Source organism: Shimia sediminis (assembly GCF_003990645.1).
Classification (GTDB): Bacteria; Pseudomonadota; Alphaproteobacteria; order Rhodobacterales; family Rhodobacteraceae; genus Shimia; species Shimia sediminis.
Genome location: NZ_RYZK01000001.1, coordinates 371,305 through 397,623, shown reverse-complemented (window position 1 = coordinate 397,623; position 26,319 = coordinate 371,305). Strand labels below are relative to the sequence as shown.

The window sequence follows — 26,319 nt, the reverse complement described above, 5'->3', positions numbered from 1 at the left end:
ATTCCTGTGTAGTTCGGGTGTGGCGGGAACTCAAGCGCCCGCGCGCAACCGCTCACGATGTCGTGCGAGCCATAATCCCGCCAGTACCAGGGGTGCGTTCACGGCCTGCATCCGGTCCACCATCTGCATCAACTCGTCAAAGCTGAAAAGATAGGACCTTATGTCCTCGGCTTCCTCTTTAACGCCAGAAACGCCCGTCACATCATCCGGCAAATCACATGTGCCAACGTAAATATCGTAGTATTCCGTAGAACACCCGGGGCTGCTGTAACAATGCGCCACCTCATGCAGCGCCTCCAGTGTTAGCCCCGCCTCTTCCAAGGCTTCACGATGCGCGGTTTCTTCGGCTGTTTCTCCGGCATCCACCCTCCCGGCGATGGGTTCCAGCTGCCAAGGTAGCTGGTCTCCTCGCGCCAAAGGCCCTGGACGGAACTGCTCAATCAACAAAACCCGATCCCTAACCGGGTCATACGGCAGCACGATGACGGCATCTGTGGCCTTGAAAACTGCGCGCAAGACCATGTCGCTTTGCCCGCCATCGTAACGTCGAAAGGACAGGTCGTACTCTTCCAGTGAGAAGAAATTTGCGTAGGGCCGCACCACCTTTTGGATGCTCACATCCTTGTCCGTAAAGCCACCGGGAGAATAGGCGTGATTGCGCACACGTGCATTCACGCGTGCTGTGGCCCTTGCCCGGATCATGGGGAACATACGGGCAACTTCCTGGGCACTTCGAGCCCCGTAATACCCCATCACCTCTTCAGCAGCATGAAGAGTCATCTCGCCCCAACGCGCCACCCAATCGCGCAAAGACCAAGGGTTACCAATCTGCCACCGGCCGGGCTCCGGGTAGTACACTTCGGTCTCAAAATCTTCGTTGGAAACAGAAACCACGACCTTCTCTAGGGAGTAGTCGAACCCACCTTCATAGTAGTTCAACCGTGCAATATCTTCATCAGACAACCCGGCAACCAAAACGCCTTTGGCAGTCCCCTCACCTCTGACGATCATCGGAAAGGCCTGATCCTTGGCCCAAAATACCTGGTGATCCGCAAGTGTCGCTTCGGAAACATCCAAAGTCTGAGCTGAGCGGCCCAGCACCAGAGATAGCAATGGCACGTGCCGCAATGTGCCATAGAAAAACAACGATTTCAAAAGCTTATCTCCAATGCCGATAGGCAAAATCGGCAATTACTCCGGACAGCACAGCGCCAATAACCAATGTGGTAAGAACCTGCGTACTCAAAAGATGCAAGGCGTATCCACCACCAATCTCGATTACACCTCGAAGCGCCTCTGTCAGGTCGCTATAGCGATAGCGCATGGACTGAGCAATCATCTCATAGGACGACAGTGCAAAGAGTGTCACCAGCACTTGGGCCACCACTGCAGTGATGCCGTTATTGATCGAATCTGTGAGCCCTTTGCCAGTTGCACGTGCGCCCAAAACACGCCAACCGATCAGCAACCCAAAACCGCCGCACACAAAGGTGTAGTAGCCAAAGGGCGTACCCTCGGGAAATTGCGGCTTGGTCAGTTCAGCGACAAGCGCGCCCAAAATGCCAAGGCAAAGGGCGCCAATGAGTTTCGATCCTGTGGGCATCAGCCGGGCCTGCGTATTGTGATCTGTGTTACGTCGCAGTTTCCGCTGTGAAACGCGGCGGCGCAAGAGGTGAGATAGAAATTCCACATGCGGCGAAATCGATCATCAAACCCCAGCGTCTGCACGTCGTTCCACTTATCGTTGAAGGTATCGTGCCACCGCCGCAGGGTTTGGCTGTAACTTTCCCCGAATTCCAGCGACGACAGAAATTCCATCCCAGCCCTTTGTACTTCGCTGCGCAGCGCGCCGGGGCTGGGCAACATACCGCCAGGGAAGATGTATTTTTGAATAAAGTCGACACCTTTTCGATAGGACTCAAAACGTTCTTCGGCCAAGGTGATGATCTGAAGGGTCGCATTCTTTCCGGGTTTCAGCCTCTCACGCACGGTATCAAAATAGGCAGGCCAGTACTTTTCGCCCACCGCCTCAAACATCTCGATGCTGGCAATACCATCGTACTCGCCGGTCTCGTCGCGGTAATCCTGAAGCTTGAATGTTACCCTGTCGGAAAGACCTGCCTTTTCAATACGTTCCCTCGCATAGTTGATCTGTTCCTGACTGATCGTCAGGCAGGTCACGTTCAACCCTCGCTCTTTCGCGGCATATTCTGCAAAGCCGCCCCAGCCGCAACCGATCTCCAGCACGTGATCCCCTGGTTCAGCTCCCATTTGATCCACCATCGAAGCATATTTTTGGGTCTGGGCGGCCTCCAGGCTTTCTTGTCCTGTGCGAAACAGAGCTGACGAATATGTCATCGTATCGTCGAGCCACAACCCATAGAAATCATTGCCAAGATCATAGTGGTAGCTGATGTTCTTTTTGGCCTGTTCTCGTGTGTTTCGGTTCATCCAGTGGCGCATGCGTTCATAGACACGCACAAACGTCATACCCGGAAACCCATCATACAAAACGTCGTTGTCCGATCGCAGGAAATCCAGAAACGCTTGCAGATCAGGCGTGCTCCACCAGCCTTCGATGTAGGCATCGCAAAATCCAAGATCTCCTTCCCGGACCAGCCGAGCAAAAGTATCTATATTGTGGATTGACACTTCGCTTACGGGACCAGGAAGCGCACCTTCGGCGCGGAAAGTGCGGCCATCATTCAGAACAAAATCAATGCGACCACGGTTGATCCGCCTCGCAATGTCAAAAACCCGTGCAAAATACCGAGGCAGCCCCGTCTGCCCATTAGTGGTTGTCAGGATCATCCGCATTCTCCCCCGCGGTTGGTCCTCGTGATGCTAATCCGACTAATTCGGTTTGGGCAAGATTTTCTGTTGCCGCGCCGCAGAATACGGCAAAACCACTGGAAATCGACCTACAACACGGCTTCCAGCGCGTTCAGAAGCTGATCCATCTCGACTTGAGAGGTGTAGTGCACAAAGCTGAGACGCAGGACGCCTTTGTCAAGGTCTACACCCTGTGCTTCCAATGCGCGCACCGCATAAAAGTCGCCACCTCCGGCCATAATCCCATGCTCGCCCAAAGCCTCTGCAAGCGCATAGCCTGGTTTTTCGCATGCCAGAGCCACTGTCGGTGCACGGTTTTCCGCAGTCTCAGGGCCCAACAGCCGCACTGAGTTCCGACTAGCTGCCCAATCAAGAAGCGGCTGCAGCAATCGCTGCTCGTGTGCTCGCATCAGGTCGTGCACTGCTTCGCCACGCCCGCCGGGCGTATCCTCCCCCACGCCATGGTGGGCGGCCAGTGCATCTATGTAATCTGCCATGCCGGCACTGGCCGCAACTTGTGCGTGATCGGGACCGGCCGGGGTGAAGCGTTTGTAAAGCGTGTCCGCGTTAAAATAGTGCGCTTGATTGGGCAGCATGCGCCCCAAGGCCCGGCGGATTACCATAATGCCCTGATGAGGCCCGTAAGTTTTATAGCTTGAAAACAGATAGATATCCGCCCCCATCGCGCCGACGTCAGGCAATCCATGCGGCGCATAGCTCACGCCATCAACGCAGACAAAGGCCCCTGCGGCATGCGCGCGGGCCGAAATCTCGGCAACAGGGTTGATCTCACCGACAACGTTTGAGCAATGCGGAAAGCAAACCAGTCGCACGTCATCATCCAGCAGATCTTCAAGCTTTTCCAGATCAAGATGCCCGCTCTCAGGATCAATTTGCCACTCTCGCACTTCAACGCCTGCCTCGGCCAGACGCCGCCATGGGCCTGTGTTGGCTTCATGATCCTGATTGGTCACAATGATCGCATCGCCCGGTTTCATCCACTGGCGAAAGGCCTGAGCCAACACATAGGTGTTCTGCGTGGTCGAGGGGCCGAAGCTCAGCTCATCCGTCTCCACACCAAGAATTGCGGCCAATCGCACCCGCGCCTCGTCCATTTCAGCTCCGCCGAGTTGCGACGCCGCGTAGGGTCCATAGGGCTGTACCTTGCGCTGGTGATAGAACCGCGTGAGGCGGTCGATCACCGGCTGACACGTATACGAACCACCTGCGTTTTCAAAAAACGCCTGACCCTCAAGAGACGGCTCCGCAAAGGCCGGAAACTGACTGCGGACAAAATCGATATCAAGCTGCATGTTGGCTCCAGAAGTCACATTTTCGCGCAGGTTGCGTCAGAGATTGCGCGCTTGCAAGGTGATTCCGGCCTCTAGGTCTGTTCCGATGGTGTCAGAAGAACTTCAACCAGACAGGCACTAAGAATCAACGCCGCCCCAGCCCATTCCACACCATTCATCCGTTCATGTGGCAAGAATAGGCTGGCCGTAATTCCGGCAACCAAAACTTCGGACATCATCAACAACCCCACTCGCCCCGGAAACAGGAATTTTTGCGCCCAGAACAGCACAATCACTGCCGGAATTATCAACAGGATCGAGATCGACGCGCCATAAGGCAAGGCCGCTAGCAAAGCCCCTTGATCCGGAACATGCAGCACGCCAGCCACTGCCCCTAATAGCAAGCCAAAAAAGGTGGTCGCAGTGAACTGGAACATCGTCATGCCAGCCAGGGGCACGCCTTCGTATTTCTTGATCATGGAGGCCCCAATGGCCCAAGCGACGCCGGAGAAAAAGGCAAAGACATCCCCGATCCCCAATGAAGTAGATCCGTCGCCACCTGACACTAGCAAAAGCAGGCCCACTAGCCCAATGCCGATTGCCACCCAGCGCAACACCCCAGCCTTTTCCTCCAGCCAGACTATGCCGATCAGCGTCGCCCAAACGGGCGTGAGATAGAACAACAGCGTTGCCCGCATGACAGTCGTGTGTGCAATTCCAATTCCATACAACGCGAGACCAAGACCTGTCGCCAGCCCGATGGCTGCTGCATCGCGCATATGTCCGCGATGTGCCTGTAACTGGAAAAGAACAATGACTGCAAGCACCAGCGCTGCAGGGGCGTTCAGCAGGGCGACGGCCCAGCTGCCTCCCACGCCTTGTTCGTCCAGCGCACGCAGTGGAATCCAGTACAGCCCCCAGGCCGAGGCGGACACAAATACAGCGACCGAAGCAAAACCGGCCGAGGGAGGATTAAATCGCATTTGGGGTCTACCTCGCGAGCGCCTTGCGAATTTTATCCGCCTGTTGCTTCAACACAGCGAAGTCCGCCATTTGCCCTGGAGGGCGCAGTTTTAGGCCCTCGTGACGCGGAAGGATATGGAAATGCAGGTGGTAAACCTCTTGGCCACCTGCTGGTTCGTTGAATTGCTGCAAAGTGATCCCTTGCGCGTCAAAAGCATCCATGCAAGCGTGGCTGATCTTTTGCACTGTGTTCAGGCAGGCAGCCAACTGCTCTACCGAGGCATCCAGCATGTTGCGACACGGGGTTTTAGGGATGACCAAACAATGCCCATCCGCGCGCGGCATGATGTCCATAAAAACAAAAGTCTCTTCATCTTCATAAAGCTTCTCACACGGGATTTCGCCCCTCAGAATCTTTGCGAAAATGTTATCACTGTCATAGGTCATCAGCGCGCCCTCATTCAACTTCCCCAAGACCCTATCGCATCAGTTTAGGGTCTGACAGAGGTCTAAAGCACAGGGCCTACTCTTTTTTTGCTGCGCGAAATTTGGCCCAACCCGGATGGCCTGCTAAACTCATACCTACCCCAAAATCCCGATCAAAGGCGCCAAATTGAAAATCCGCAAATCCTATAAAATCCCGGCCCCGGTCGCCACGGTCTACGCCGCCTGGGTTTCCTCGCAGACCGTGATCCCCCCTGCAATCCGCATGAACGTCGAGCCTCGGGTTGGTGGACGCTATCAACTCTTCATGACGCCAGAAAACAATACTGCCGATTGCGAAGGCACGTTCAGCGAAGTTCGGCCAGAGCAACGCTTGCGTTACTCTTGGCGATGGAATGGGGCAGACGAAGAGACGTGGATAATGGTCTGTTTCCATCCTGATGGAGAAGACACACGGCTCGACATACTACACGAGGGCTTCACATCGCAAGAAAGCCTCACCAACCATGATCTTGGCTGGGACAGCTACGTCTCGGGACTGTCTGCCATCTTGTAGTGACCTCCCCGAAGCGGTTGCCCGCTTTGGGGAGTGTTTCGGCTTTTGGTCCAGTCAGGCGTTGACGTCGACTACCGCTCGACCCTGTACTTGGCCCTTCAGGATGTCGGCCCCTAATTGTGGTAAATCCGACAAAGTCGCCGAGTGGACCATCGCTTCCAACTTGTCCATGGGCAAATCCTTGGCGATCCGTTCCCAGGCACGCAGTCGGTTTGCATAAGGTTGCATAACCGAGTCGATGCCCAATAGGTTGACGCCCCGCAGCAGAAACGGAATCACGGTTGCTGGCAACGCCGCGCCGCCCGCTAACCCAACAGACGAAACCGACGCGCCATACTTCATCTGCCCCAGCACCCGCGCCAACATGTCACCGCCGACGGCGTCAACGCACCCAGCCCAGGTTTCTGCTTCCAGTGGACGCTTGGTGGTCTCGTTCAGTTCTTCACGTGGCACTATGGACGTGGCCCCCAGAGACTTCAGATAGTCGCCGCTTTCCGGGCGTCCGGTTACACCGGCAACCTCATACCCCAGATTAGCCAGGATCGCCGTCGCGACCGAGCCAACGCCGCCTGCGGCCCCTGTGACCAGCACCGGTCCCTGCCCCGGCTTCAGCCCGTGGTCTTCCAATGCCATGACAGCCAGCATCGAGGTAAATCCTGCGGTGCCTACGGCCATCGCCTGTTTCGTAGTCAAACCAGTAGGCAGCGGCACCAGCCAATCGGCCTTGACCCGAGCCTTCTGGGCGTAACCACCCCAATGCATCTCACCCACACGCCAACCGGTCAGCACAACCTTGTCGCCAGGCTTGTATCGGTCATCGTCCGAGGCTTCGACGGTTCCTGCGAAATCAATTCCCGGCACATGGGGGTATTTGCGCACCAGCCCGCCACCTTTGGCCGACAAGCACAAACCATCCTTGTAGTTCACGGTGGAATACTCCACCGCCACAGTTACATTGCCTTCGGGCAATGCATCTTCATCGATCTGCTTCAGATTGGCCGCGGCCAAACCGTCTTCGTTCTGTTCCATCACCAAAGCGTTGAACATAGTTCTCTCCATTTCACCAAATCCCAAACCAGGCTTCGTGTTGCCAAAAATACTCCCGCCGGAGGCACCCTGCCCCCGCCGCTCACGCTACCGCCAGAAAGATTTCTGAACAGTCGCTTCGCGCATCCCATGTTCCGTCGCAATCTCGGTCACGGTCCCTGCGTCCCAATGGCTGCGATCCACCATGCCGATGGCAACGTTCGTCTGAAACTCTGGCGACCAAACCGCACTTGCCACCAGCCCAACCTGTTTACCATCCGCCAGCATCGGCCAACCTTCGCTACAGCTGTGAATTCTATCACCCGAGATCGCCACCGCGCGAATTTGCCTTGGGGGGCCATCGCGCAGCTGGGCCTCAATGGCCGCCCGACCGATGTATTCCTCAGGGCTGTTGCAGAATTTGCCCAGGCCGCATTCCACCGGCGTGTTCTCGCGCCGCATGTCAGAGCCGAACGACAACAATCCGCTTTCGATCCGCTCGATGTTGTTCGGGCATCCCGCGCGCACGTTCAAGTCTTCGCCCGCCGCAAACAAGGCATCCCAAAGCAGCATGCCATAGTCACTACCCTCAACGTAAATCTCGAACCCGCCCTGCTTTGACCAACCCGACCGCGCCACGACAAATTCAGTGTCCTGAAACGCCAACCGCTTGTATCGGAAAAATCGGATGTCCCGCACCACGTCGCCAAAGACCCGCGCCATCAGGTCATCCGCCTTAGGACCCTGCACCGCCAGTGGCGATACATCGGGTTCTACAATCTCGACATCAAACCCCTTGGCAATCGCCAGCCCAAGGGCAAACTGCAGGGCATCGCCGTCAGCAAGGCTTAGCCAAAAATGGTCCTCGGCCAGTTTGATTGACACCGGATCGTTCAGCATGCCGCCATTGTGGTCCACTGTCGGTACGTAATAGCACTGATCAGGCTGCATCCGATCCATATCGCGCGGGCTGATCAGCTTCATCAACCGCAGGGCATCCGGCCCCTTGATCGAAACCTGGCGCTCCACCGCCACATCCCAAACCTGCACATGCTCTTTCAGATGCGCGGCATCCGCTTCAACGCTCTCAAAAACGACTGGCAACAGCATGTGGTTGTAGACCGTATAGGCCTTGACCCCTGCCGCCTCGACACCGGGTGTGAACGGGGTTTTGCGCACACGGCGCGAGGGAACGATTACAGCCATGATGCCTCCTCGGGCAGGAACGCGAGATCCGTATCGCCCGGATTTTGACCCACCGCGGTCAACATGGCATGCACTTGGCCGCGGTGATGGGTCTGGTGGTTAAAGAAATGGGTGACGGCCTGAGCCATTGGAATGGTCACATCCCGGTTCTGCGCACCTGAGAACCAAGAGATGTCGCCAGTCAGATCAATCTCATGCACCTTTTCGGCCCATTGCAGAATGCGCCCGTCCGCACGGAACCGCTCCGCGCCCCAGACGGCCAGCGTTGGGCACAATCCAACGCTGGCCTTGATGGTTTCCTGCGGCGCCGCGCCGCCATCAAAACGGGACATCCACAACAAATCGCCCCACAAAAGATGGTTCAGCGTGCCCATGATCCCGCCGAAAAACGCACCACGATCGGCGCGCAAATCAGCCTCGGTCAGCCTTTCAGCCGCGGCCTTTACCTGCCCGTTCTGCCACGCGTTGTAACGTGCCATCATCTGACAGTATCCAGCCGAGATCATCAGCGTGGGCCCTTCCAGTCGATCTGACAGATTTCGGCTGAGCGACCGTCAAAATCCCAAACCCGGCCAAACGCACGAACCTTGCCTTTTGTGGCGGTCGCGACGGTGATGTCCGGCCCCATCCAGTATTCGGTGTTGGTGACGACGATGTCTTCGCCGCCTTTGCCCTCAACCGGCACAACGGCACCCTGAATCTTTTTACCAACCATCAGGCGACGTTCGTTGCCTTCGGTTTCAAAGATCACTTCCTCACGCTCAGCACCAAGAAACTCGCTGACAAGCAGGCCAAACAGACCGGTAGTTCCGCGCGCGGCACCGCTGAAAATGTTGACCAAACCCTCATAGGCGGCCTCGGAGGCACGGTCGTCGATAAACGCCGCCGCCTTCCAGTTACCGCGACCCATGTTGCCGGGAATCTCCAGGAACAGGCCGACGTTCAAGCCAGAGAGATCCTCGTCACCATATTGGCCTTCGTCGATGCGCACACCAGCCCAGGCCTGACAGTGGCCCTCTGTTGGCGGATGCTTACCCAGGCTCACGACGCACGGGCAAAACACGGTGCAGTTACAGTTGAGGATTAGCTCCCCTTTGATGGTCCAGGGCACTGTGCCCACTTGATCCAAAGCCATCAGATTTCCTCCGTTTTCAAAATACTCAAATTGCAGTCACAGCCATGCCAGCGGCAACGGCCAAAAGAATGAGCCCCAAGGGCTTAGTCACCCAGCGCCCGATGTCCGGGAGCTTTTCCAGAACCATGATGATTGTGGCGAGCCCCATGAAGGCGATGTTCATCACGCCCCCGACAAAGGCCAAAAGCATCAACGCCCAGCAGCATCCCAGACAGACAAGTCCAAGGCGCATGCCATTCTTCCAAGGCCCTTCATCCCAATGCTGCATGAAAAACGTGAGCGGCATCCGGCACTTGCTCAGGCAGGCTTCTTTGACCGGCGAGAACTGATAGAGCCCAGCAACCGCCAAAAGGCCCGTAGACAAGAGCGCTGACTGGCTGTCTCCAAAGGCACTGACCAGTTCCAGCCGGAACAAGGCCATTTGCACCCCCGCCGCCAGAACCGAGAACCCGAGCCACACGAGAAGGTACCCCAAGACCAAATGCGAAAACCTCGTGCCCTCGGTCGAATGCCCCAGGTCGTCATATGTGGCAAAGGCGGGCAACGCGGTTGGTGCCATCATCGCCGCAGACATCAGCGCCCACATGAACAGAACCCGCAGGTAGCCCGCCGCATCAGGTGTCACCGTGCAAAGCGCCACCCAGAAGTCCTTGCCGTAGATCCGCCCAGCGGCGCGCAGGTCCGCCGGAAGCGACATCATATACAGCACACCCCATGCCCCCAGGATCGCACCAAACAGCGCAAGCCAGTGAAGACCGGTCATGGATCTGATGCGCATCGCAAACATCGGCAGGTCCTTTTCGAGGCGACTCATTTCTTGCATGTAAATTGTCAGACATTTAAACTTGGATCAAACAATAAATGTCAGACAAATGAAAATTGACCCAAAAAGCAAGGCCGACCTCTCGGCCCAAATCGCCAAAGCCATCCGGGATTCCATCATCTCGGGTGATATGGATGTGGATGAACGATTGCCCTCAGAGAGTGAACTGAGTGAGCAATTCGACGTGTCCCGCCCTACCGTCCGCGAGGCCCTTAAACGACTGGCAGCGCAGAATCTTATTCGTACCCAGCGGGGTGCCACAGGTGGCGCATTTGTGCGGCGGCTCAGTTATGAAGAGGCCTATGCCAATCACATCACCACTTCGACGCTTCTTCTGTCTATGAACGCCGTGGATTTTGAGACAGCCTGCGAAGCCCGCTTTGCGCTGGAACGCGCCTGCGCCCCCTTGTCGGCACAGCGTCGCACCCCGGATCAACTGGCCACCATGCGAGCGGAAATTCACCGCCAGACGCAACCCGGCCTTTCAGATGAAAGCTTTTGCGACAGTGACGTGGCCTTTCACCGGGCCCTGGTGGATGGCGCGGACAACCCGGTGCTCTCCTATCAGCTTGCCGGTGCCGTCGAAGCGATGCAGCCCTTGATGAACATGATCACCTTTACCCAACGCAACCGCGACATGATTGTCGGCCTGCACACCCGGATTGCTGACGCCATTGAGACACATACTGCGGAATTGGCTGACACGGCGCTGGCCGAACTGACGTCCTACACTTTGGAGTTAGGGCAACAGGCGATGGCCGCGCGCGCGGCCAAAGCACCTGATTGAAAGCGTGAAATGGTACCCTCAGCCACCCTCCATATCCTCTGCGGCAAGATTGCTTCCGGCAAGTCTACGCTTGCCGCTGAATTGACCTCTGCACCTCATACGGTGGCTCTGAGCGAAGACACGCTTTTGGCAGCTCTCTATGAGGGCGAGATGAAGAATGTCAGCGACTATGTCCGCAACTCTGCACGGTTGCGGGCTGGTCTGACGAACCACGTGGTCAGCTTATTGCAGGCAGGTACAAACGTGGTCCTGGATTTTGCTGCAAATACTGCCGATCAACGCGCGTGGATGATAGAGATCGTCAAGAGTGCTAAGTGCCAACACCTCCTGCATTTTCTCGATGTGCCGGACGAAGTTTGCCGCGCTCGCCTAAAGGCCCGCAACGTTTCAGGTGACCATCCCTTTTCCGTGACGGATGAGCAATTCAACTGGATTACCGCGCATTTCCTTGCGCCAGATCCATCCGAGGGGTTTATCATCAGGTCTTATCCATAAGGACGTCAGGAGGCACCCTGTGCCCAAGTCACTTGCCTGCCCAAATTGTGAAGCCGGGACATACGTCATTGTCGATTCTGTTGAACTCGGGCGTAACCTACCCATTTGGGACGAAAAAACCATACAACGCGGACGTTGTGAAACCTGCAAAACCCGCTTTTTCTCAGTCTACGAAGAGCAACGAAGTTTTCATATGGACCGCGAAGACAAAGTCTCGCACGTTGCCGCGCCCGCCCGGGCTTGGGTCTGGCGTTTTGCTGGGTTGGTTTTTTTGCCACCTGTACGGCAAAAGTCTCCTGAGTGGAGATGCAAGGTGGCGCGCTTTACCTTGCAGCATGGTGTAATCGAGGGAACGTACCTATCTATTCGGGCAAGGTAACATTAACTTCCCAGGATAAATAGCTGTTCTTGCGACACACTAACTCCTCTATCGCAAAAGCAAATTCACCCTTTAACTCACCCTAGGAACCCCCTATATTTGTCATGTTCCCTCGGGAACTATGGACATAAACGCGCTCGTAATAAGCGGATCGGACCCGGGGGCGGTACCCGGCGTCTCCACCAAACATCCTTCATTTGGGGATCATGGGGACGAAATAGGATCGACGAACGTCTAAAGGGGTTAGCTTTGTTTCGGCTGTCTGCCACCGTTATCGGCGAAAACTGTACAATTGCAAATGACAATCGTGCTCCGGCAATGGCAGTTGCAGCGTAAGCTGTAAATGTCGCCGAAACTAACTCCTTGGGTTTAGCGACCTAAGGCGGGGTTCGCAGGCACCTGGCAACAGAAGCCTGCACTTTCCTGCATTAACCGAATCTTCGCGTCTGCCCGGCATGCTCCGACGGTCACTGAACCGAGGGGATGACATCATGGACAAACGCCAGTTGCTAGAAGATTGGTATCAAAGGGTCTGGATCAACGGCGATCTGGACGCAATTGATGAGCTGTTTACACCGGATACGCAAGCCGCCGGAGTGATTCCGGAAATGCAGATGGGCCCGGATGAGTTTCGCGAGCTGGTGCCTATGTTTCTGAACATGGTTGAGAACCCCACCGTCTCGCTCGATATGGTGATGGAGGATGGCGATTGGGCTTCTGCGCTTTACTCCATGCGCGTCACTGATGCGGCGACGGGCAAACCTGTGATGGGCACAGGCCAGCTGTTTGCGCGCTTTGATGGCGACAAGATGGTCGAAACCTATAACAGCTTTGATTTCATGAGCTTTTTTGAGCAAATTGGCCTGCTGCCGGAACAATCCTTGGCACTCTGCCTGACAGGGCAGCGCATCGGCGCCTAGTTTGCAAATCGATTGACGGAACACAAACGATTGGGCACATTCGTCCCATGGGGTTACGCGACCACCCCGTGAGGCTTTGGCTCAAGGTTCGCATCCACTGACCCTTTTCAGAAAGGATGCCTTGTGCCGTATTTGAACGAGATTTCCCCTGCAAACCTGATGCGCCAGCTTGGCGGACCAGACGCACCTGCTATTTTGGATGTGCGGATCGATGATGATCTTGCTACCCACCCCTTTGTTGTTCCAACCGCGCGTCTTGTGGCCCACACTCAAATCGCCTTGCTCGCCCCTGAGCTTGGTAAGCAAAAGGCCGTTGTGGTCTGCCACAAGGGCAAGAAACTCAGCCATGGGGCTGCGGCGCTCCTGCGAGCCCACGGAGTTGCTGCCGAAGTTCTGTCCGGAGGTATCCTCGCGTGGCAAGATGCGGACTTGCCGTGCACGCCCATGGCGGCCCTGCCTGCCCCTTCCGACGAAGGCTCTCTTTGGGTGACGCGCCACCGCCCAAAAGTTGACCGCATCGCCTGTCCGTGGCTCATCCGCCGTTTCATCGATCCCAAAGCCCGGTTCCTGTTCGTCCCACCGGCCGAAGTGCTGGACGTTGCGGACCGATTTCAAGCCGCCGCCTTTGACGTCCCCGGCGCACCTTGGGGCCACGTCGCTGACCAATGCAGCTTTGACGCGATCATCACAGGTTTTGGCCTGACCCACGACCCTCTGGAGCGGCTGGCCGAGGTCGTGCGTGCCGCCGACACCAACCACCTTACCAAGGTCCCACAAGCCGCGGGCCTCTTGGCGCTTTCGGTCGGCTTATCAAGACTTTACAAAGAAGATCAGGCGCAATTGACTGCGGGTTTACCGCTTTATGATGCCCTTTATCGCTGGGCCCGAGATGGGGCCAATGAGGTTCATGAGCATGTCGAAGAGCAGTAAGATGGAGCCAATCTCGCTGTCGCAACTCGTTCGCGTCTTCGGCCGCATTGGCCTGTTGTCCTTTGGCGGGCCAGCGGCACAGATCAGCCTGATGCACCGGGAACTGGTCGAACAACGCCCCTGGCTTGAGGAAAAAGAATTTCTGGGCGCGCTGTCGTTTTGCATGATGCTGCCGGGACCCGAAGCCATGCAGTTGGCGACCTACACCGGCTGGAAGCTGCGCGGCACCTTGGGCGGCCTGATCGGAGGTTTGCTTTTTGTCCTTCCTGGGGCACTGCTCATAGCTGTCTTGGCAGGGCTTTATGTCGCTTTCGGAGACATTACTCTGGTGCAAACGGGCTTTGTGGGCGTTCAGGCTGCCGTGTTGGCAGTGGTGCTTCAGGCCCTGATCCGTCTTGCTGGCAAAGTCCTGACCGACCGATTTGCGTGGCTGGCTGCCGGATTTGCTTTTATCGCATTGTTTACCGGTGTATTGCCCTTTCCGGCCGTCATTCTCATTGCAGCCATTGCCGGTGCATTATTGGCAAGCCCAACCAGAAGTGATCCAGCACCCACCATCACCGTACGCCCGTTTCAAACTTTTGTAACCGTCGCGATATGGGGTGCTTTGTGGATGGTCCCCATTGCGGTGCTTTTCCTCATCGACGCCGGCTTTCTCCTCGAGATTGCGTTGTTCTTTTCCAAGCTTGCGGTGGTCACATTTGGCGGCGCCTATGCCGTTCTGGCGTACATGGTTCAGGCGGTTGTACAGGACCATGGTTGGCTGACCACCGCCCAGATGATGGATGCACTTGGCCTAGCAGAAACCACGCCGGGTCCCCTGATCCTCGTCACACAGTTTGTCGGCCATCTCGCGGGCTTTCAGGCTGGCAGTGTTGGACTTGCGCTAGCAGCCGGTTTGGTCACGCTTTGGTGTACATTTGTCCCCTGTTTTCTATGGATTTTTGCGGGCGCGCCCTACGTCGAACGGATATTGCATGCCCCACGATTGACTGGCGCCTTGCGATTGATCTCTTCAGCTGTGGTCGGCGTGATTGCCAATCTGGGCCTGTGGTTTGGACTGCAGGTTCTGTTTAGAAGACAGGTCGACGTGATGGGTGTGGCTTTGCCTGACATCGCCAGTGTAGAGCTCTTGAACGGGGCGTTAGCGGTTTGGGGCTGTGTGCTCTTGCTAGCCCTGCGCTTGCCTCTTGTCACCACATTGTGCGCCACTGCCGGCACCGCTGTTCTGGCCGGGATCATCCTGGCATAAACAACAGCAGCGAAAGTTGCCGTCATGTCTTTTGTTTCGCCGCGAATCTTCTATGGTTGAGAGGAAGTGAACAAGGGTAAGTCCATGCAGCGCTCGATCGACTACGGAAACCTGATGCATCGCGCCATGCGCAGCCTCATTCAAGAGGTTCTAAATGACGTAGAAGCCAACGGCCTGCCAGGCGAACACCATTTCTTCATCACCTTCGATACACATCACCCCGAGGTGAACATCGCTGACTGGTTGGTGGATCGATACCCAGGCGAAATGACGGTGGTCATGCAGCACTGGTACGAAAACCTGCATGTCACTGACAAAGGCTTTGAAGTCACCTTGAATTTCGGGGACGCGCCCGAAAGGCTCTACATCCCGTACGACGCCATCAAGACCTTTGTGGACCCGTCCGTTGAATTCGGGCTGCGCTTTGAAACTCAGGATGAGGAAGAAGGCGAAGACGTATCGGATGAGGCAGAAGCCCCTCTTGCTGAGGTCGAACCGGAAGAAGAGCCCAAGAAAGAAGCTGACGTGGTGAGTCTCGACAGTTTCCGCCGTTAGGTCTCTGCATCAATTCACGCCGTCTACGCTCAGCTGAACTAGGGCTTGCACCAACGCTGGCCGCGGCATGGTCGCGCAATTTACGGTATTCCATTGTATACTTATTGAACTTTGCGGGGATTAGGGTAAGACACGCCTAACTATTGTTACGGAGTTTCGACATGACCCAGACCCGCACCGAAACCGACAGCTTTGGCCCGCTGGAAGTCCCGTCTGACAAGTATTGGGGCGCGCAAACCCAACGATCGATCATGAACTTCCCCATTGGCTGGGAAAAACAGCCCATCGCCATAGTGCGTGCATTGGGTGTGATCAAACAGGCCTGTGCAATGCAAAACAAAGCCACAGGAAAAATGGACTCCAATATCGCCGATGCGGTCATTCAGGCCGCCAGCGAAGTGGTTGCAGGCAAGTTTGACGACAACTTCCCTCTCGTGGTCTGGCAAACCGGGTCCGGCACGCAATCAAACATGAACTCCAACGAGGTCATCGCCAACCGTGCGATCGAGATACTTGGTGGCGTGATTGGCTCCAAAGATCCCGTGCACCCCAATGACCACTGCAACATGGGCCAGTCTTCGAACGACACCTTCCCGACAGCCATGCACATCGCCACAGCGATGTCGGTGCGCGACGTGCTGATGCCCGGCCTTACCAAACTGGCCGAGGGCCTTGAGCAGAAGTCGAACGAATTCAAAGACATCATCAAGATCGGCCGTACACACACGCAGGACGCAACCCCGCTGACCCTGGGTCAGGAATTTGGCGGCTATGCCCACCAGATCCGCCAGGGCATTTCCCGCGTTGAGGCTGCCCTGCCCGGCATCTATGAGTTGGCCCAAGGGGGCACTGCTGTTGGCACCGGTCTAAACACGCAAAAAGGTTGGGGCGAAGCGGTTGCGGCCAATATGGCGGAAATCACTGGCCTGCCCTTTGTCACTGCCCCCAACAAGTTTGAGTCTTTGGCCGCGCACGACGCGATGGTGTTTATGTCGGGCGCCCTCGCGACCGTCGCGGGTGCGATGTACAAGATTGCAAACGACATCCGCTTTCTTGGCTCTGGCCCGCGCTCGGGCCTCGGAGAGCTGATCCTGCCCGAAAACGAACCCGGCTCGTCGATCATGCCTGGCAAGGTAAATCCGACTCAAGCCGAGGCGATGACACAGGTGGCTGCACACGTCATGGGCAACAACGCGGCCATGACGTTTGCCGGTAGCCAGGGTCATTTCGAATTGAACGTTTACAATCCGATGATGTCCTACAACCTCTTGCAGTCGATCCAGCTGCTGGGCGATGTGGCCGACAGCTTTACAGAACGCATGCTTCTGGGCATTCAAGCCAATGAGCCGCGTATCGACAAGTTGATGAAAGAATCTTTGATGTTGGTTACGGCCTTGGCCCCAACCATTGGCTACGACAATGCCACCAAGGTCGCAAAAACTGCGCATAAGAATGGCACCACCCTCAAGGAAGAGGCCATCGCTCTGGGTTTTGTTGATGCGGAAACTTTTGACAAGGTTGTGCGACCTGAGCAGATGATCGGCCCCAAGGACTGATCCAAACCTGGTTCACCAATGCAAAAAGAGCGCCTGGGCGCTCTTTTTTTTGGAGCTCGCGACGGAAAGACATGAGGTGACCGTTAAACCAATATAAGAACGATGAAAGTCACTGATATGTCTCGCTTTTCCCCCTATTGGCTCTGGCTCATTCTGGCGCTGCCTGCGTTTGGTATGGCCAACGCGCTCGTCTCTGCAGAAACCCCGAATATCTATCATCAGCTTCTGCACCCAAGTGGTGAGTTTTCCGCCCGTTTTCTGATCATTGCCGTGATGGCGACCCCGCTGATGCTTGTGTTCAAGGGATGGCGCGGGCCTAGGTGGTTGAAAAAGAACCGCCGTTACTTTGGTGTTGCCGCCTTTGCCTATGCAGCTTTGCACACAGTGTTCTACGTGATCGACAAAGGTACAGCCGAACGCATTTTGGCCGAACTGCCAAGACTTTACATCTGGACCGGATGGTTGGCATTCGCGATTTTTATCCCGCTGGCCGTGACCAGCATGGATCATTTCGTGCACAAGATGGGGCCTGCATGGAAAACCCTGCAGCGATGGACCTATCCCGCAGCGGCGCTCACACTATTGCACTGGGCAGCTTTGCATGACTGGAAAGGCCTCGCACCTGCGATAATTCATTTTGGACCTCTCCTGGCTCTTGAAGCCTATCGCATCTGGTATTGGTACCTGCGTGCTACCAGACGCAAGACGCTGGAAACTGGTGCCTGAAGGGCTTAGGTTGGTGTCATGAGTAATGTCACCAACCTCAACAAATTCCGCAAGCAAAAGGCACGGTCAGAAAAGCAGGCTCGCGCGGATGAAAACGCCGTCAAGTTCGGGCGCACGAGAACGCAAAAAGAGCTGGAGCGTGCCCGAGCAGAAAAAGCCCAAAGGGATCTGGACGGGAAAGAACGCGAATGAGCCGACCTCTCAAACGGTCACTGACATTGAAGGGCCACCGCACCAGCGTGTCACTCGAGGACGATTTTTGGCATGCGTTTCGTGAGATTTCAGAAAAAGAAGGCAAACCAATCAACGTCTTAGCCGCCGAAATTGATGCAGATCGAGGATTGGAACTCGGGTTGGCTTCTGCCATCCGGCTTTTCGTTTTGAGGCATTACCGCCGCGCGCCATAACTACTCGGGCAAGCTATGTATCCCTTCGCGCCATGCTGCTATGCACGGGTCTATGCCCCTTAGAGCGCTTCCGACGCCACTAAATGAATACGTTCGATCATAGCCCGCAATCCGTTTGACCGTTGAGACGACAAATGTTCGTTCATTCCGAGACGCTCCATCTCGGCCCGCGCATCCACAGCAGCCACATCCGCCACGGACAATCCATTGTACAGGCACCGCAACACGGCGATCAATCCGCGCACGATCATCGCGTCGCTATCCCCGTCAAAGGAAAACACACCACCTTCGATCCTGGGATGCAACCAGACCTGACTGGCGCAGCCATCGACCTTGGTCGCAGGCACTTTCAGCGCGTCATCCAACGGTTCCATATCTTTGCCGAGATCGATCACATGGCGATAGCGATCTTCCCAATCATCCATGAACTCGAAATCTTCCACGATCTCTTCGAATGCTGCGCTGGCCATGACGTGAACACTCTCCTTACGGTAACGCTCTTCACCTAAGTCGCTGACGACAAAAGGTCCAGCCCTGCCTTGACGCTTTTCAAGGCGGCTGCAATCCGCTAATTGAAGAAAAAAGCAAACGAGGATGAGCCAATGCGGAACTTAGTGATATGCCTTGCAGTTGGGGCGATCCTTCTGAGTGCGTGCAGTACGCGACTCAACCCGCGCAATTGGTTCGGCGGTTCAGAAGAAGTGGCCGTTGAAGCCACAGCTGGCGAAGCAAATCCGCTCATACCAGAACAGAACCAACTTATGCGCCGTCCCGAGGCGACATACGCCGGCGTTCCTGTGCGATCAGTGACCGAACTGAAAGTAGAGCGCATCGCAGATGGAGCGATCATTCGCGCGTCTGGCGTTGCCTATGTTCAGGGCGCTTTTGCGGTCAAGCTAAGCCCACTGAACGAAGGTGTGCCTCAGAATGGTGTGCTGACCTACGAGTTGTTGGCCGTGCATCCGTCGTGGGGATCGCGGGGTGGCTCTGACCAGACGCGTACTGTTACGGTGGCGCACAGCCTTACCGAACAGCAGCTTTCCGGCGTAAGAACTATCAAGGTCGTGGCTGCTGAAAACGCACGCCAATCACGCCGCTGATCAGAGTTCCACCACTTTGACGCTTTTTCCCTTGGCCGCCAGCGCAATTTCGCCTTTGCACAGGCGCAAGGCATCTTCGCCAAAAACTTCGTGACGCCAGCCACTGAGGGCCGCAACATCGCGCTGACCCGATGCAATTGCGTCAAGGTCCGCAGCGGGTGCAATGAGTTTCGAAGCCACTCCAGAACTTTCTGTTTTTGCCTTGAGAAGCACCCGCAGTAGGTCCGCCAAAGCTGGGTTCACGTTCTGCTTGTCCCGACCGTTATCGGCTTGTGGCATCTCATCCTGCGGACACGAAAGACCCAACTGCACGGCTTTCAAAATACCGTCTGCAATCTCTCCCTTGCGGGCTTCTCTCAGCAAGAGACGCGAGCGTCCGAGGTCTTGCAAGGATTGCGGCTTGGTCGATGCCAATTCGATCAGCGCGTCATCTTTGTACACACGGTTGCGTGGCACATTGCGGCTCTGGGCATAGCCCTCGCGAAAACGTGCCAGTTCCCGAACGATCGACAGGAATTTGGGTGTAGTCGTACGGGTTTTTACGCGGCGCCAGGCTTCGGAAGGCTCGATGATGTAGGTGTCTTCATGGGTGAGAACATGCAACTCTTCTTTCACCCAATGTGCGCGGCCCGTTTCTTCCAGTTTGTCGGCAAGAAACTCGTAAATCCTGCGCAAATGCGTGACATCGGCCAGCGCATAGCGCTGCTGTGCTTCGGTCAGCGGTCGGCGCGACCAATCAGTGAAACGGCTTGATTTGTCCAGATCTTGGCGGGCGATCTTGCGCACCAGGGTCTCATACCCCACCTGATCGCCAAAGCCACAGACCATGGCTGCAACCTGGGTGTCAAAAAGCGGTTCGGGAAACACACCGGCCTCGACAAAAAAGATCTCCAGATCTTGCCGCGCAGCATGGAACACCTTGACCACATCCGTGTTCCGAAACAGCTCATAAAGCGGTTCCAGCGACAGGCCATCCACCAGCGGATCCACCAAAACCGCGTCGTCGCCATCGTGATCGGGAACGGCGAGTTGAACAAGGCACAGCTTCGAGTAATACGTACGCTCGCGCAGGAACTCGGTATCAATGGTGACGTAGGGTTTGCTGGCGGCTATCTGACAGAAGGCAGCCAGTTCCTCGGTGGTTTTCAGAGTTTTCATTACGGTCTGTCTAAACTTTTCATATCCTGCTCGAAACACCGGGTTACGGCGAAACGGTCGGGAATGCAAATATGTGACGAAAGGACCTGCGCTCAGAGGTCTAGACGCGCGGTATTCCCGTCTGCAAAACGGCGCAGAACTGCCGGATAAAGCCTGTGTTCCAGTTTCAGAACCCTCGCGGCAAGCGAGTCTGGCGTATCGTCTTGTAACACTGGCACCCTGGCCTGCCCAAGGATTGGGCCATCGTCCAAGGCCGGTGTCACGAGGTGTACGGTACAGCCGTGCTCTGCGTCTTTAGCCTCTAATGCCCGAGCATGTGTGTTCAGCCCTTTGTACTTAGGCAAAAGCGACGGATGGATGTTGAGCATACGCCCTTCCCAAGGCGCAACAAATCCCTCGGTCAGAACCCGCATGAATCCCGCAAGACACAGAATATCCGGCTGCACATTGTTCAGCTCCGCCTGCAGCGCCGCTTCAAAGGCTGGCCGATCCCCATCAAAGGGCCGATGGTCGACAACGGCTGTTTCCACGCCCATCTCTTTGGCTTTCTTCAAGCCACCGGCCTCTGCGTTGTTTGCCAGCACGAGAACAGGCTTAGCAGGGTGATGCCCTGACAGCATATCCTGCACAAGGCTGACCATGTTCGAGCCGCCCCCGGAAATAAAGATGGCAACGCGTTTGGTCACAGAAGAGTGCCCGAATAGCGCACGCCCGTGCCTTTGGTCACGCTGCCTATGCGGTAGACGACCTCACCTTCGTTCGCCAACAAGGCTTGGATGGTGTCGGCCTCGTCCGCAGCCACGGACAGGATCATGCCCACACCACAGTTAAAGGTCTTGAGCATCTCCGACTCAGCCATATCGCCGGTCTTGGCGAGCCATTGGAACACAGGCGGCAGATCCCAGGCATTCAGGTCGAGATCCGCCCCCAAATCATCGGGCAAGACTCGAGGCAGGTTCTCGGTCAAACCACCGCCGGTGATATGAGCCAGCGCGTGCACGCCCCCTGCCCGCACTGCAGCAAGGGATTGCTTTACATAGAGGCGAGTCGGCGCGAGCAAAGCAGCTCCCAAAGTGCCATCACCCCAGGGGCAATCGTCGTCCCAGCCAAGGCCTGAGATCTCAACCAGCTTTCGCACCAGGCTGTAACCATTCGAGTGCACGCCGCTCGAGGCCAGCCCGAGCAGCACATCGCCTTCGGTCACATCGGCTGGCAGATCCGCACCGCGTTCCATCGCGCCAACTGAGAAGCCAGCAAGATCAAAGTCGCCGGCCTCATACATGCCCGGCATCTCCGCGGTCTCACCACCGATCAACGCACAGCCCGATTGCACGCAGCCCTCGGCAATGCCTTCAATGATCCGCGCGGCTTGCTCGGTTTCCAGCTTGCCGGTGGCAAAGTAATCAAGAAAGAACAACGGCTCGGCACCCTGACACACAAGGTCATTCACGCACATCGCAACAAGATCGATGCCCACGCCATCCACATTGCCTGTGTCAATGGCAATGCGCAGCTTTGTGCCAACGCCGTCCGTCGCACCAACAAGGATCGGATCGACGTATCCGGCAGCCTTTAAATCGAACAGCGCTCCAAATCCGCCCAGCCCTGCCATCACACCCGGTCGCGTCGTTCGCTTGGCCGCCGGTTTGATTCGATCCACCAATGCGTTGCCCGCGTCGATATCCACACCTGCATCCGCATAGGTGATGCCGTTCTTGCCGTCGCTCATATCCAACTCCGTCTCAGGATTTGCGAAGGCACTAGACCATCCCCGCAAAGGAAACAATGGTTAGCCTTGACGCGGGCGCGGCTTGTGTTAGCAAAAGGGCCATCAAGGGTGGGCCTGTAGCTCAATTGGTTAGAGCAGAGCGCTCATAACGCTTTGGTTGCGGGTTCAAGTCCTGCCGGGCCTACCACCTAAATCCTATCTATCTGAATTTATTGCTCTTTTTGAAACTTTTTTCCCACTAGGCATAGGTGGGAAGATTTGAGTGGGAAACTTTTGCCGATTCGAGCCACTTTAAATTGGTGGCAAATCCGGCTTACCCTGCTCCGCCCCCTCCATCGCCCTCACAACGCCGTTAGGCTGATAAACAAGCCGGAACTCTTTCACATTACGCGTGAAGCATCTGAGACACTTGGCGCGGTCGATGACGTCAGCCACGGTTAGCAAGCTGGTGGTTTTGAGAACGTCAGCAATCGGCACACTAGACGTATGACCACAGGCACACTCAATCCAGATCAGGTGTTTGGGAATTGTTGCCAGGTGTGTGCCGCCGCGCTTGAGCATTGAAAACCCATAGCGCGGCCTAGGAGATTGGGAAAGGTGCTCCTATTTGTTAACTTTTGGCACAGATGAATCCTCCGCCTGGCCAGTAATTGCGTGGACGTTCTTCGAGAGGTCGATACATAATTCCATTGCGCCAATATTTCCCAACACTGAGGTAAGTGACGCAGCGACATGAGCGGCCAAATTATCGTCGGCGACATGCTTCAACAACAATGCAATATAGGCACCTTGGGCGCGCCGCGAGAGATTGAAAAACTCGGGAGAGACCGCCGAAATGGTTCCGCTGCCACTCGTTGTTCTATTCATGTCCGCTCCTTACTCTCCTACAGGTTTCACAAGATGCGCGTATGGGCGCGGCTCATGGGGGTGATAGTGCCCCTTGGTGCGCTGGTGCTGTTCGAGCTTTTCAACCTTGTCGAACCTCTTCTCGCAGATAGGGCATTGAATCCGGTCGTGATGCGCATTGGTGGACATGTTCCGCTCCTTATGCGTCTTCGGTTTGATCCAGAAACGTCTCTGCACGTCGCGCCTCCCTCAAAAGGAAGTGCCGCCTTTCCGTCCATCACCAGTACAGCGCGCTGCAAAGCATCGACGCAGGCCAGGATAGAGAAACTCAATCTACGATTTATCTGCGAGTAATTCATATTTAGCGCATGCGCCGCGTGTGATCCAACCATTGTTGCGATCCTCTAAATCAGCTCCACAAGCTTAAGGGTCAACAGGATAATGGCAGCACACATTACAATATCAAATAAGCGCGCACCCATCCCTTCCTCCTATTTGTTAACCACAACCTTAGGTCCAGCCAGAAAGTGCCACCAACTCACATGAGATTCCGCTATTCTGTTAGCACCGACACAACATTATCAATCGCGACTTCGGCTCGCCGCGCACCAATGTAGCGATCCGCAGCAACCATTATGGCGAGTTCGCCTGTCAACAAAAGCTCAGGTGAAACCTCATCGTGTCGGCCGCCACCCAACAGAATCGCAGCTTTTTCCACTTCATCAAAATAGTCCGAGACTATCTGCTCAAGCTCCTCTAGATCATATTCTTCAAAGGCTTTTCGTATATATTCGGTCATACCTGATAGTCTCCTTTCTATTCTACAGTTGTTGACTGTCGCGCCAGAATGCTCGTTGCTTCGTTACACGCCCGCAGTATGTCACCGGCCCGCACATTTCCGACTATTCGCGCCTCTGGGTCCCACCTTCTGGCGCAATCGGCGACCGCAACAAGTACAGTGTACGGGTCGGCTCCATCTGTCTGATGAATGCAATTGCAGGACTGCAGATCGTAGTGCGTCTGAGAAGCCCAAGGCTCGCCGCAAAATGGGCACTCTTCTTGCTTTTCATTCAGATAACCCAACCCCATGCCTCGGCCCCTTTCGTTCTACAGTTTCGATTTCTCTTGCCCAGTTTCAGGAGCGCCACGCATGCTTGATTGCGCAAGCTTGCATGCAGAAATGTGGACCGCAATTGTTTCGGCTAGGTCTTCAAGTGACATGTCCTCTGGGTACTGAATTGTCACACGACCTTCTGGTCGGCTGAAACCAATTTGAGCCATTTTTGCCCTTTCTATTCTACAGAAATCACCGGGGAAAACTGCCCCCGCATAAACGCATCAATCTCACCTATGAGTTTCTCACTTCTTGGGCGGCGATCTACAAACGCCGACTTGTCCCTTGTGACAGCTTTCAATCGGCTCCGATAATCACGTTGATGCTGGATGTTTTGGACGGGACATAGCCGCGAGATGGCGCGGCGCTCAACTTCCGCCGCATACTCGGCGCTTTCGAAATTGCGCACCTTGATGATCTCGCTGCGATAATACCAGCGCGACGACTGTCTGTGCTGTTTTAGTCGGTTGCCGACATCCTTGGTGCACCCAACATAGAGCAGAAGATCGTCGTAACCATAGGCACGATACACGCTACGCATCCCTCACGCCCTTCCAGTTTTCGGGGCAATCGCGCTTAGCGGTCCCAACAAACTTGATAACCAGATCCTTGACCCACTGAACGCTGATCTTGTCCGCATCGACATTCAAAATCGTCGCGACCTCGATCACAATCTTGCGCGGGGGTATTTTCGGTTTCTGATGCCACAGACGAATGATCGCCTCGGCCTGTTCTAGAGTGTAATCCACCGTGCCCGGCCTGCCGGTCAGCTTCTCCAACGCGGTCGCAACACCCTTGGGCTTTTGTGCCTGGAAGGCTCTGAGGTCCGCTTCCGATCTGCAAACGAACGGGTTATTGCCGACGACTTTCAATATCAGCTTCTTATCGCAAGAAACCCAAAGCGTCTTGAGTTCGGGAAGGTGGATCAGCTTCGGCTGCACCATCAGCAATGTATCGTGCGCTCTGAGGCTGACGCCCGGATAGTCCATGAACAATGGAAGATCGTCGGGGTGCGTGAAAACGCGCTCCGCACCAGCTGTCATCAGCGCCCCTTTTTGGGGAATCGTCCCGTAACCAATAATCACAGGCGGTCTTGTATCTGCGTTTTCTACGGTTTCCAAAAGTTTTCCACTCTTTTTGTGACTTGGCTCTTGTTTAGTGGAAAACTTTTTAGTAATAAAGGGAAAACTATTTAGTAGAAAACAAAGGGGCATCGCGATGAACACAGGCATGAAAGACGGCAAGCTGGTGATCGACATGGCGGAAGCTGACGAGATTTGGAGCGGCATGACGAACGATCAGAGATACGAATCGATGTGCATCATGTTTGAGCCGCTTTTGGAGAGGGCGACCGCGATGAAGCGCGCCCTTGAACCATTCAGCAAGATGGCTGGTGAACTTTTTGCGCGAAACTACAGCGCTGATGATTGCGCCCTGCTTTTTTACACGCCCGAAGGTGAGAGGGTTGAGATAACCTTCGGCGACTTTCTTTGCGTCCGTGACGCGCTGGATCAACCGCTAACATAAAGGGACGTTTTCTTTACACGTCCCGACGAGACATAAAGAAATCCCCAATTCCTTTACACATCCCTGAAACAAGAAAACCCCGCCCATTTCTGAGCGGGGTGCAGATCAGGCCGAGGGACGTGGCCTAACAGGTTAGAACGACCTTTCATGTTGAGGTGGTGCACCTGAACCCCGGTGCCGGGATTACGTAGAAGCAATCAGAGTCATGACCGCCGGTGAAGCCGCCCCCCAAACAAAGCCTTTCATGTCCCAGTTGCCCTTTTGACGCCATTGGATGACCTCGCGGACGCCATAGAACACGCCGCCCCATATCCAAAGCCACCAGGTATCAAGAGGCAAGTCAGTCAGGTAGTGCACGACAAAGCCTGTGATTACGCTGATGACGGTTGACCAGAAGGCGTGAGAATAGGGGAAGGTGCGCCAAATGCTCCAGATCATTGTGATTTCTCATTGGGGCACTTTTGCCCGTTCTGCGCACATATGATCTTGGCTTGCGCGCGAATCTGAATAATCGCCTCGTCCATCCAAAGGTCAGCGCCGATGATCCATTCTGCCTTGCGA

35 protein-coding genes, 1 tRNA gene and 1 other RNA gene are annotated in these 26,319 nt (G+C 55.6%); 15 read left to right on the top strand and 22 right to left on the bottom strand.

Annotated features, from left to right (window positions below; all coding sequences use genetic code 11):
* Nucleotides 1–30 precede the first annotated feature (30 nt).
* From EK369_RS02070 to EK369_RS02045, 6 genes are all read right to left on the bottom strand, one after another.
* Entirely contained in the window at nt 31–1,146 is a 1,116-nt protein-coding gene (locus tag EK369_RS02070; protein ID WP_306461202.1) for an NUDIX domain-containing protein, read from the bottom strand.
* Nucleotides 1,147–1,159: 13 nt separating this feature from the next.
* Nucleotides 1,160–1,603: a TrgA family protein gene (locus EK369_RS02065; protein ID WP_127112018.1), complete on the bottom strand. Its 444-nt coding sequence runs from the start codon at nt 1,601–1,603 to the stop codon at nt 1,160–1,162.
* On the bottom strand, nt 1,603–2,811 hold the full coding sequence (locus EK369_RS02060) for an SAM-dependent methyltransferase (protein WP_127112498.1): 1,209 nt from the start codon (nt 2,809–2,811) through the stop codon (nt 1,603–1,605). The genes EK369_RS02065 and EK369_RS02060 overlap by 1 nt, the downstream gene beginning before the upstream one ends.
* A 110-nt stretch (nt 2,812–2,921) precedes the next feature.
* Nucleotides 2,922–4,145 (bottom strand): aminotransferase class V-fold PLP-dependent enzyme, encoded by a 1,224-nt coding sequence (locus tag EK369_RS02055; RefSeq protein ID WP_127112017.1) that lies wholly within the window; start codon nt 4,143–4,145, stop codon nt 2,922–2,924.
* Between the two features lie 71 nt (nt 4,146–4,216).
* Nucleotides 4,217–5,107 (bottom strand): DMT family transporter, encoded by an 891-nt coding sequence (locus EK369_RS02050; protein WP_127112016.1) that lies wholly within the window; start codon nt 5,105–5,107, stop codon nt 4,217–4,219.
* 7 nt (nt 5,108–5,114) lie between these two features.
* Nucleotides 5,115–5,534, bottom strand: coding sequence for an HIT family protein (locus tag EK369_RS02045; protein WP_438672150.1), 420 nt, complete (start codon nt 5,532–5,534; stop codon nt 5,115–5,117).
* Nucleotides 5,535–5,700: 166 nt separating this feature from the next.
* Between EK369_RS02045 and EK369_RS02040 the strand changes: the two genes are divergently transcribed.
* The gene (locus EK369_RS02040) at nt 5,701–6,087 is read left to right on the top strand and encodes an SRPBCC family protein (RefSeq protein WP_164726807.1); all 387 of its coding nucleotides are present in this window, start codon (nt 5,701–5,703) and stop codon (nt 6,085–6,087) included.
* Nucleotides 6,088–6,141: 54 nt separating this feature from the next.
* On the opposite strand, the gene acuI is transcribed toward EK369_RS02040, so the two are convergent.
* From acuI to EK369_RS02015, 5 genes are all read right to left on the bottom strand, one after another.
* Nucleotides 6,142–7,134 (bottom strand): acryloyl-CoA reductase, encoded by a 993-nt coding sequence (gene acuI / locus EK369_RS02035; RefSeq protein WP_127112014.1) that lies wholly within the window; start codon nt 7,132–7,134, stop codon nt 6,142–6,144.
* Between the two features lie 87 nt (nt 7,135–7,221).
* The gene (locus EK369_RS02030) at nt 7,222–8,319 is read right to left on the bottom strand and encodes a dimethylsulfoniopropionate demethylase (protein ID WP_127112013.1); all 1,098 of its coding nucleotides are present in this window, start codon (nt 8,317–8,319) and stop codon (nt 7,222–7,224) included.
* Complete coding sequence (locus EK369_RS02025; protein ID WP_306461198.1) at nt 8,310–8,801, bottom strand: DinB family protein; 492 nt, start codon at nt 8,799–8,801, stop codon at nt 8,310–8,312. The genes EK369_RS02030 and EK369_RS02025 overlap by 10 nt, the downstream gene beginning before the upstream one ends.
* Before the next feature lie 23 nt (nt 8,802–8,824).
* Complete coding sequence (locus tag EK369_RS02020; RefSeq protein WP_127112011.1) at nt 8,825–9,454, bottom strand: DUF1326 domain-containing protein; 630 nt, start codon at nt 9,452–9,454, stop codon at nt 8,825–8,827.
* Between the two features lie 25 nt (nt 9,455–9,479).
* On the bottom strand, nt 9,480–10,217 hold the full coding sequence (locus EK369_RS02015) for a DUF2182 domain-containing protein (protein WP_127112496.1): 738 nt from the start codon (nt 10,215–10,217) through the stop codon (nt 9,480–9,482).
* Nucleotides 10,218–10,326: 109 nt separating this feature from the next.
* Here EK369_RS02015 and EK369_RS02010 point away from each other — a divergent pair, with 109 nt between their 5' ends.
* The 11 genes from EK369_RS02010 (at nt 10,327) to EK369_RS01960 (ending at nt 18,284) form a co-directional block, all read left to right on the top strand.
* Nucleotides 10,327–11,064 (top strand): FadR/GntR family transcriptional regulator, encoded by a 738-nt coding sequence (locus tag EK369_RS02010; protein WP_127112010.1) that lies wholly within the window; start codon nt 10,327–10,329, stop codon nt 11,062–11,064.
* A gap of 9 nt (nt 11,065–11,073) precedes the next feature.
* Complete coding sequence (locus EK369_RS02005) at nt 11,074–11,559, top strand: P-loop nucleotide/nucleoside kinase family protein (RefSeq protein ID WP_127112009.1); 486 nt, start codon at nt 11,074–11,076, stop codon at nt 11,557–11,559.
* A 446-nt stretch (nt 11,560–12,005) separates the two neighbouring features.
* Nucleotides 12,006–12,358, top strand: a transfer-messenger RNA (tmRNA) gene (gene ssrA / locus EK369_RS02000).
* A 35-nt stretch (nt 12,359–12,393) separates the two neighbouring features.
* Nucleotides 12,394–12,858, top strand: a complete 465-nt coding sequence (locus tag EK369_RS01995) for an ester cyclase (RefSeq protein WP_235871316.1) — start codon at nt 12,394–12,396, stop codon at nt 12,856–12,858.
* Nucleotides 12,859–12,981: 123 nt separating this feature from the next.
* Nucleotides 12,982–13,788, top strand: coding sequence for a chromate resistance protein ChrB domain-containing protein (locus EK369_RS01990; RefSeq protein WP_127112008.1), 807 nt, complete (start codon nt 12,982–12,984; stop codon nt 13,786–13,788).
* On the top strand, nt 13,772–15,040 hold the full coding sequence (gene chrA, locus EK369_RS01985) for a chromate efflux transporter (protein WP_235871315.1): 1,269 nt from the start codon (nt 13,772–13,774) through the stop codon (nt 15,038–15,040). Before EK369_RS01990 ends, chrA begins: the two co-directional genes overlap by 17 nt.
* A gap of 84 nt (nt 15,041–15,124) precedes the next feature.
* Entirely contained in the window at nt 15,125–15,595 is a 471-nt protein-coding gene (locus tag EK369_RS01980; protein WP_127112007.1) for an SspB family protein, read from the top strand.
* A gap of 161 nt (nt 15,596–15,756) precedes the next feature.
* On the top strand, nt 15,757–17,151 hold the full coding sequence (gene fumC / locus EK369_RS01975) for a class II fumarate hydratase (RefSeq protein ID WP_127112006.1): 1,395 nt from the start codon (nt 15,757–15,759) through the stop codon (nt 17,149–17,151).
* Nucleotides 17,152–17,268: 117 nt separating this feature from the next.
* Complete coding sequence (locus EK369_RS01970; protein ID WP_127112005.1) at nt 17,269–17,877, top strand: protein-methionine-sulfoxide reductase heme-binding subunit MsrQ; 609 nt, start codon at nt 17,269–17,271, stop codon at nt 17,875–17,877.
* Nucleotides 17,878–17,895: 18 nt separating this feature from the next.
* On the top strand, nt 17,896–18,069 hold the full coding sequence (locus tag EK369_RS01965) for a DUF4169 family protein (RefSeq protein WP_127112004.1): 174 nt from the start codon (nt 17,896–17,898) through the stop codon (nt 18,067–18,069).
* Entirely contained in the window at nt 18,066–18,284 is a 219-nt protein-coding gene (locus EK369_RS01960) for a ribbon-helix-helix domain-containing protein (RefSeq protein WP_127112003.1), read from the top strand. The genes EK369_RS01965 and EK369_RS01960 overlap by 4 nt, the downstream gene beginning before the upstream one ends.
* Nucleotides 18,285–18,343: 59 nt before the next feature.
* Here EK369_RS01960 and EK369_RS01955 read toward each other — a convergent pair whose 3' ends face one another.
* On the bottom strand, nt 18,344–18,754 hold the full coding sequence (locus tag EK369_RS01955) for a SufE family protein (protein ID WP_127112002.1): 411 nt from the start codon (nt 18,752–18,754) through the stop codon (nt 18,344–18,346).
* A 336-nt stretch (nt 18,755–19,090) separates the two neighbouring features.
* On the opposite strand from EK369_RS01955, the gene EK369_RS01950 reads away from it, so the two are divergent.
* Nucleotides 19,091–19,384 carry a hypothetical protein gene (locus tag EK369_RS01950; protein ID WP_127112001.1) on the top strand — a complete coding sequence of 98 codons (294 nt, stop codon included), beginning with the start codon at nt 19,091–19,093 and terminating at the stop codon, nt 19,382–19,384.
* On the opposite strand, the gene rnd is transcribed toward EK369_RS01950, so the two are convergent.
* The 3 genes from rnd to purM form a co-directional block, all read right to left on the bottom strand.
* A complete protein-coding gene (rnd, locus tag EK369_RS01945; RefSeq protein WP_127112000.1) occupies nt 19,385–20,542 on the bottom strand; it encodes a ribonuclease D in 1,158 nt (385 codons plus the stop codon).
* A 92-nt stretch (nt 20,543–20,634) separates the two neighbouring features.
* On the bottom strand, nt 20,635–21,228 hold the full coding sequence (purN, locus tag EK369_RS01940; RefSeq protein WP_127111999.1) for a phosphoribosylglycinamide formyltransferase: 594 nt from the start codon (nt 21,226–21,228) through the stop codon (nt 20,635–20,637).
* Entirely contained in the window at nt 21,225–22,271 is a 1,047-nt protein-coding gene (gene purM / locus EK369_RS01935; RefSeq protein ID WP_127111998.1) for a phosphoribosylformylglycinamidine cyclo-ligase, read from the bottom strand. Before purM ends, purN begins: the two co-directional genes overlap by 4 nt.
* 110 nt (nt 22,272–22,381) lie before the next feature.
* On the opposite strand from purM, the gene EK369_RS01930 reads away from it, so the two are divergent.
* Nucleotides 22,382–22,458: transfer RNA gene (locus EK369_RS01930), tRNA-Ile, on the top strand.
* A 104-nt stretch (nt 22,459–22,562) separates the two neighbouring features.
* Here EK369_RS01930 and EK369_RS01925 read toward each other — a convergent pair.
* The 6 genes from EK369_RS01925 to EK369_RS01905 all read right to left on the bottom strand — a co-directional run bounded on the left by EK369_RS01925 (nt 22,563) and on the right by EK369_RS01905 (nt 25,463).
* On the bottom strand, nt 22,563–22,832 hold the full coding sequence (locus EK369_RS01925) for a hypothetical protein (protein ID WP_127111997.1): 270 nt from the start codon (nt 22,830–22,832) through the stop codon (nt 22,563–22,565).
* A 42-nt stretch (nt 22,833–22,874) separates the two neighbouring features.
* Nucleotides 22,875–23,138, bottom strand: a complete 264-nt coding sequence (locus EK369_RS01920; RefSeq protein ID WP_127111996.1) for a hypothetical protein — start codon at nt 23,136–23,138, stop codon at nt 22,875–22,877.
* Nucleotides 23,139–23,147: 9 nt separating this feature from the next.
* Entirely contained in the window at nt 23,148–23,306 is a 159-nt protein-coding gene (locus EK369_RS21715; RefSeq protein ID WP_164726805.1) for a hypothetical protein, read from the bottom strand.
* A 364-nt stretch (nt 23,307–23,670) separates the two neighbouring features.
* Nucleotides 23,671–23,916 (bottom strand): hypothetical protein, encoded by a 246-nt coding sequence (locus EK369_RS01915; RefSeq protein ID WP_127111995.1) that lies wholly within the window; start codon nt 23,914–23,916, stop codon nt 23,671–23,673.
* Nucleotides 23,917–24,409: 493 nt separating this feature from the next.
* Nucleotides 24,410–24,763, bottom strand: a complete 354-nt coding sequence (locus tag EK369_RS01910; RefSeq protein WP_164726803.1) for a GIY-YIG nuclease family protein — start codon at nt 24,761–24,763, stop codon at nt 24,410–24,412.
* 1 nt (nt 24,764) lies between these two features.
* Nucleotides 24,765–25,463, bottom strand: a complete 699-nt coding sequence (locus tag EK369_RS01905; RefSeq protein ID WP_127111993.1) for a hypothetical protein — start codon at nt 25,461–25,463, stop codon at nt 24,765–24,767.
* Between EK369_RS01905 and EK369_RS01900 the strand changes: the two genes are divergently transcribed.
* Entirely contained in the window at nt 25,450–25,758 is a 309-nt protein-coding gene (locus EK369_RS01900; RefSeq protein ID WP_127111992.1) for a hypothetical protein, read from the top strand. The two genes, EK369_RS01905 and EK369_RS01900, sit on opposite strands and share 14 nt — an antisense overlap.
* 183 nt (nt 25,759–25,941) lie before the next feature.
* On the opposite strand, the gene EK369_RS01895 is transcribed toward EK369_RS01900, so the two are convergent.
* The gene (locus EK369_RS01895) at nt 25,942–26,196 is read right to left on the bottom strand and encodes a hypothetical protein (RefSeq protein ID WP_127111991.1); all 255 of its coding nucleotides are present in this window, start codon (nt 26,194–26,196) and stop codon (nt 25,942–25,944) included.
* Between the last annotated feature and the right edge of the window lie 123 nt (nt 26,197–26,319).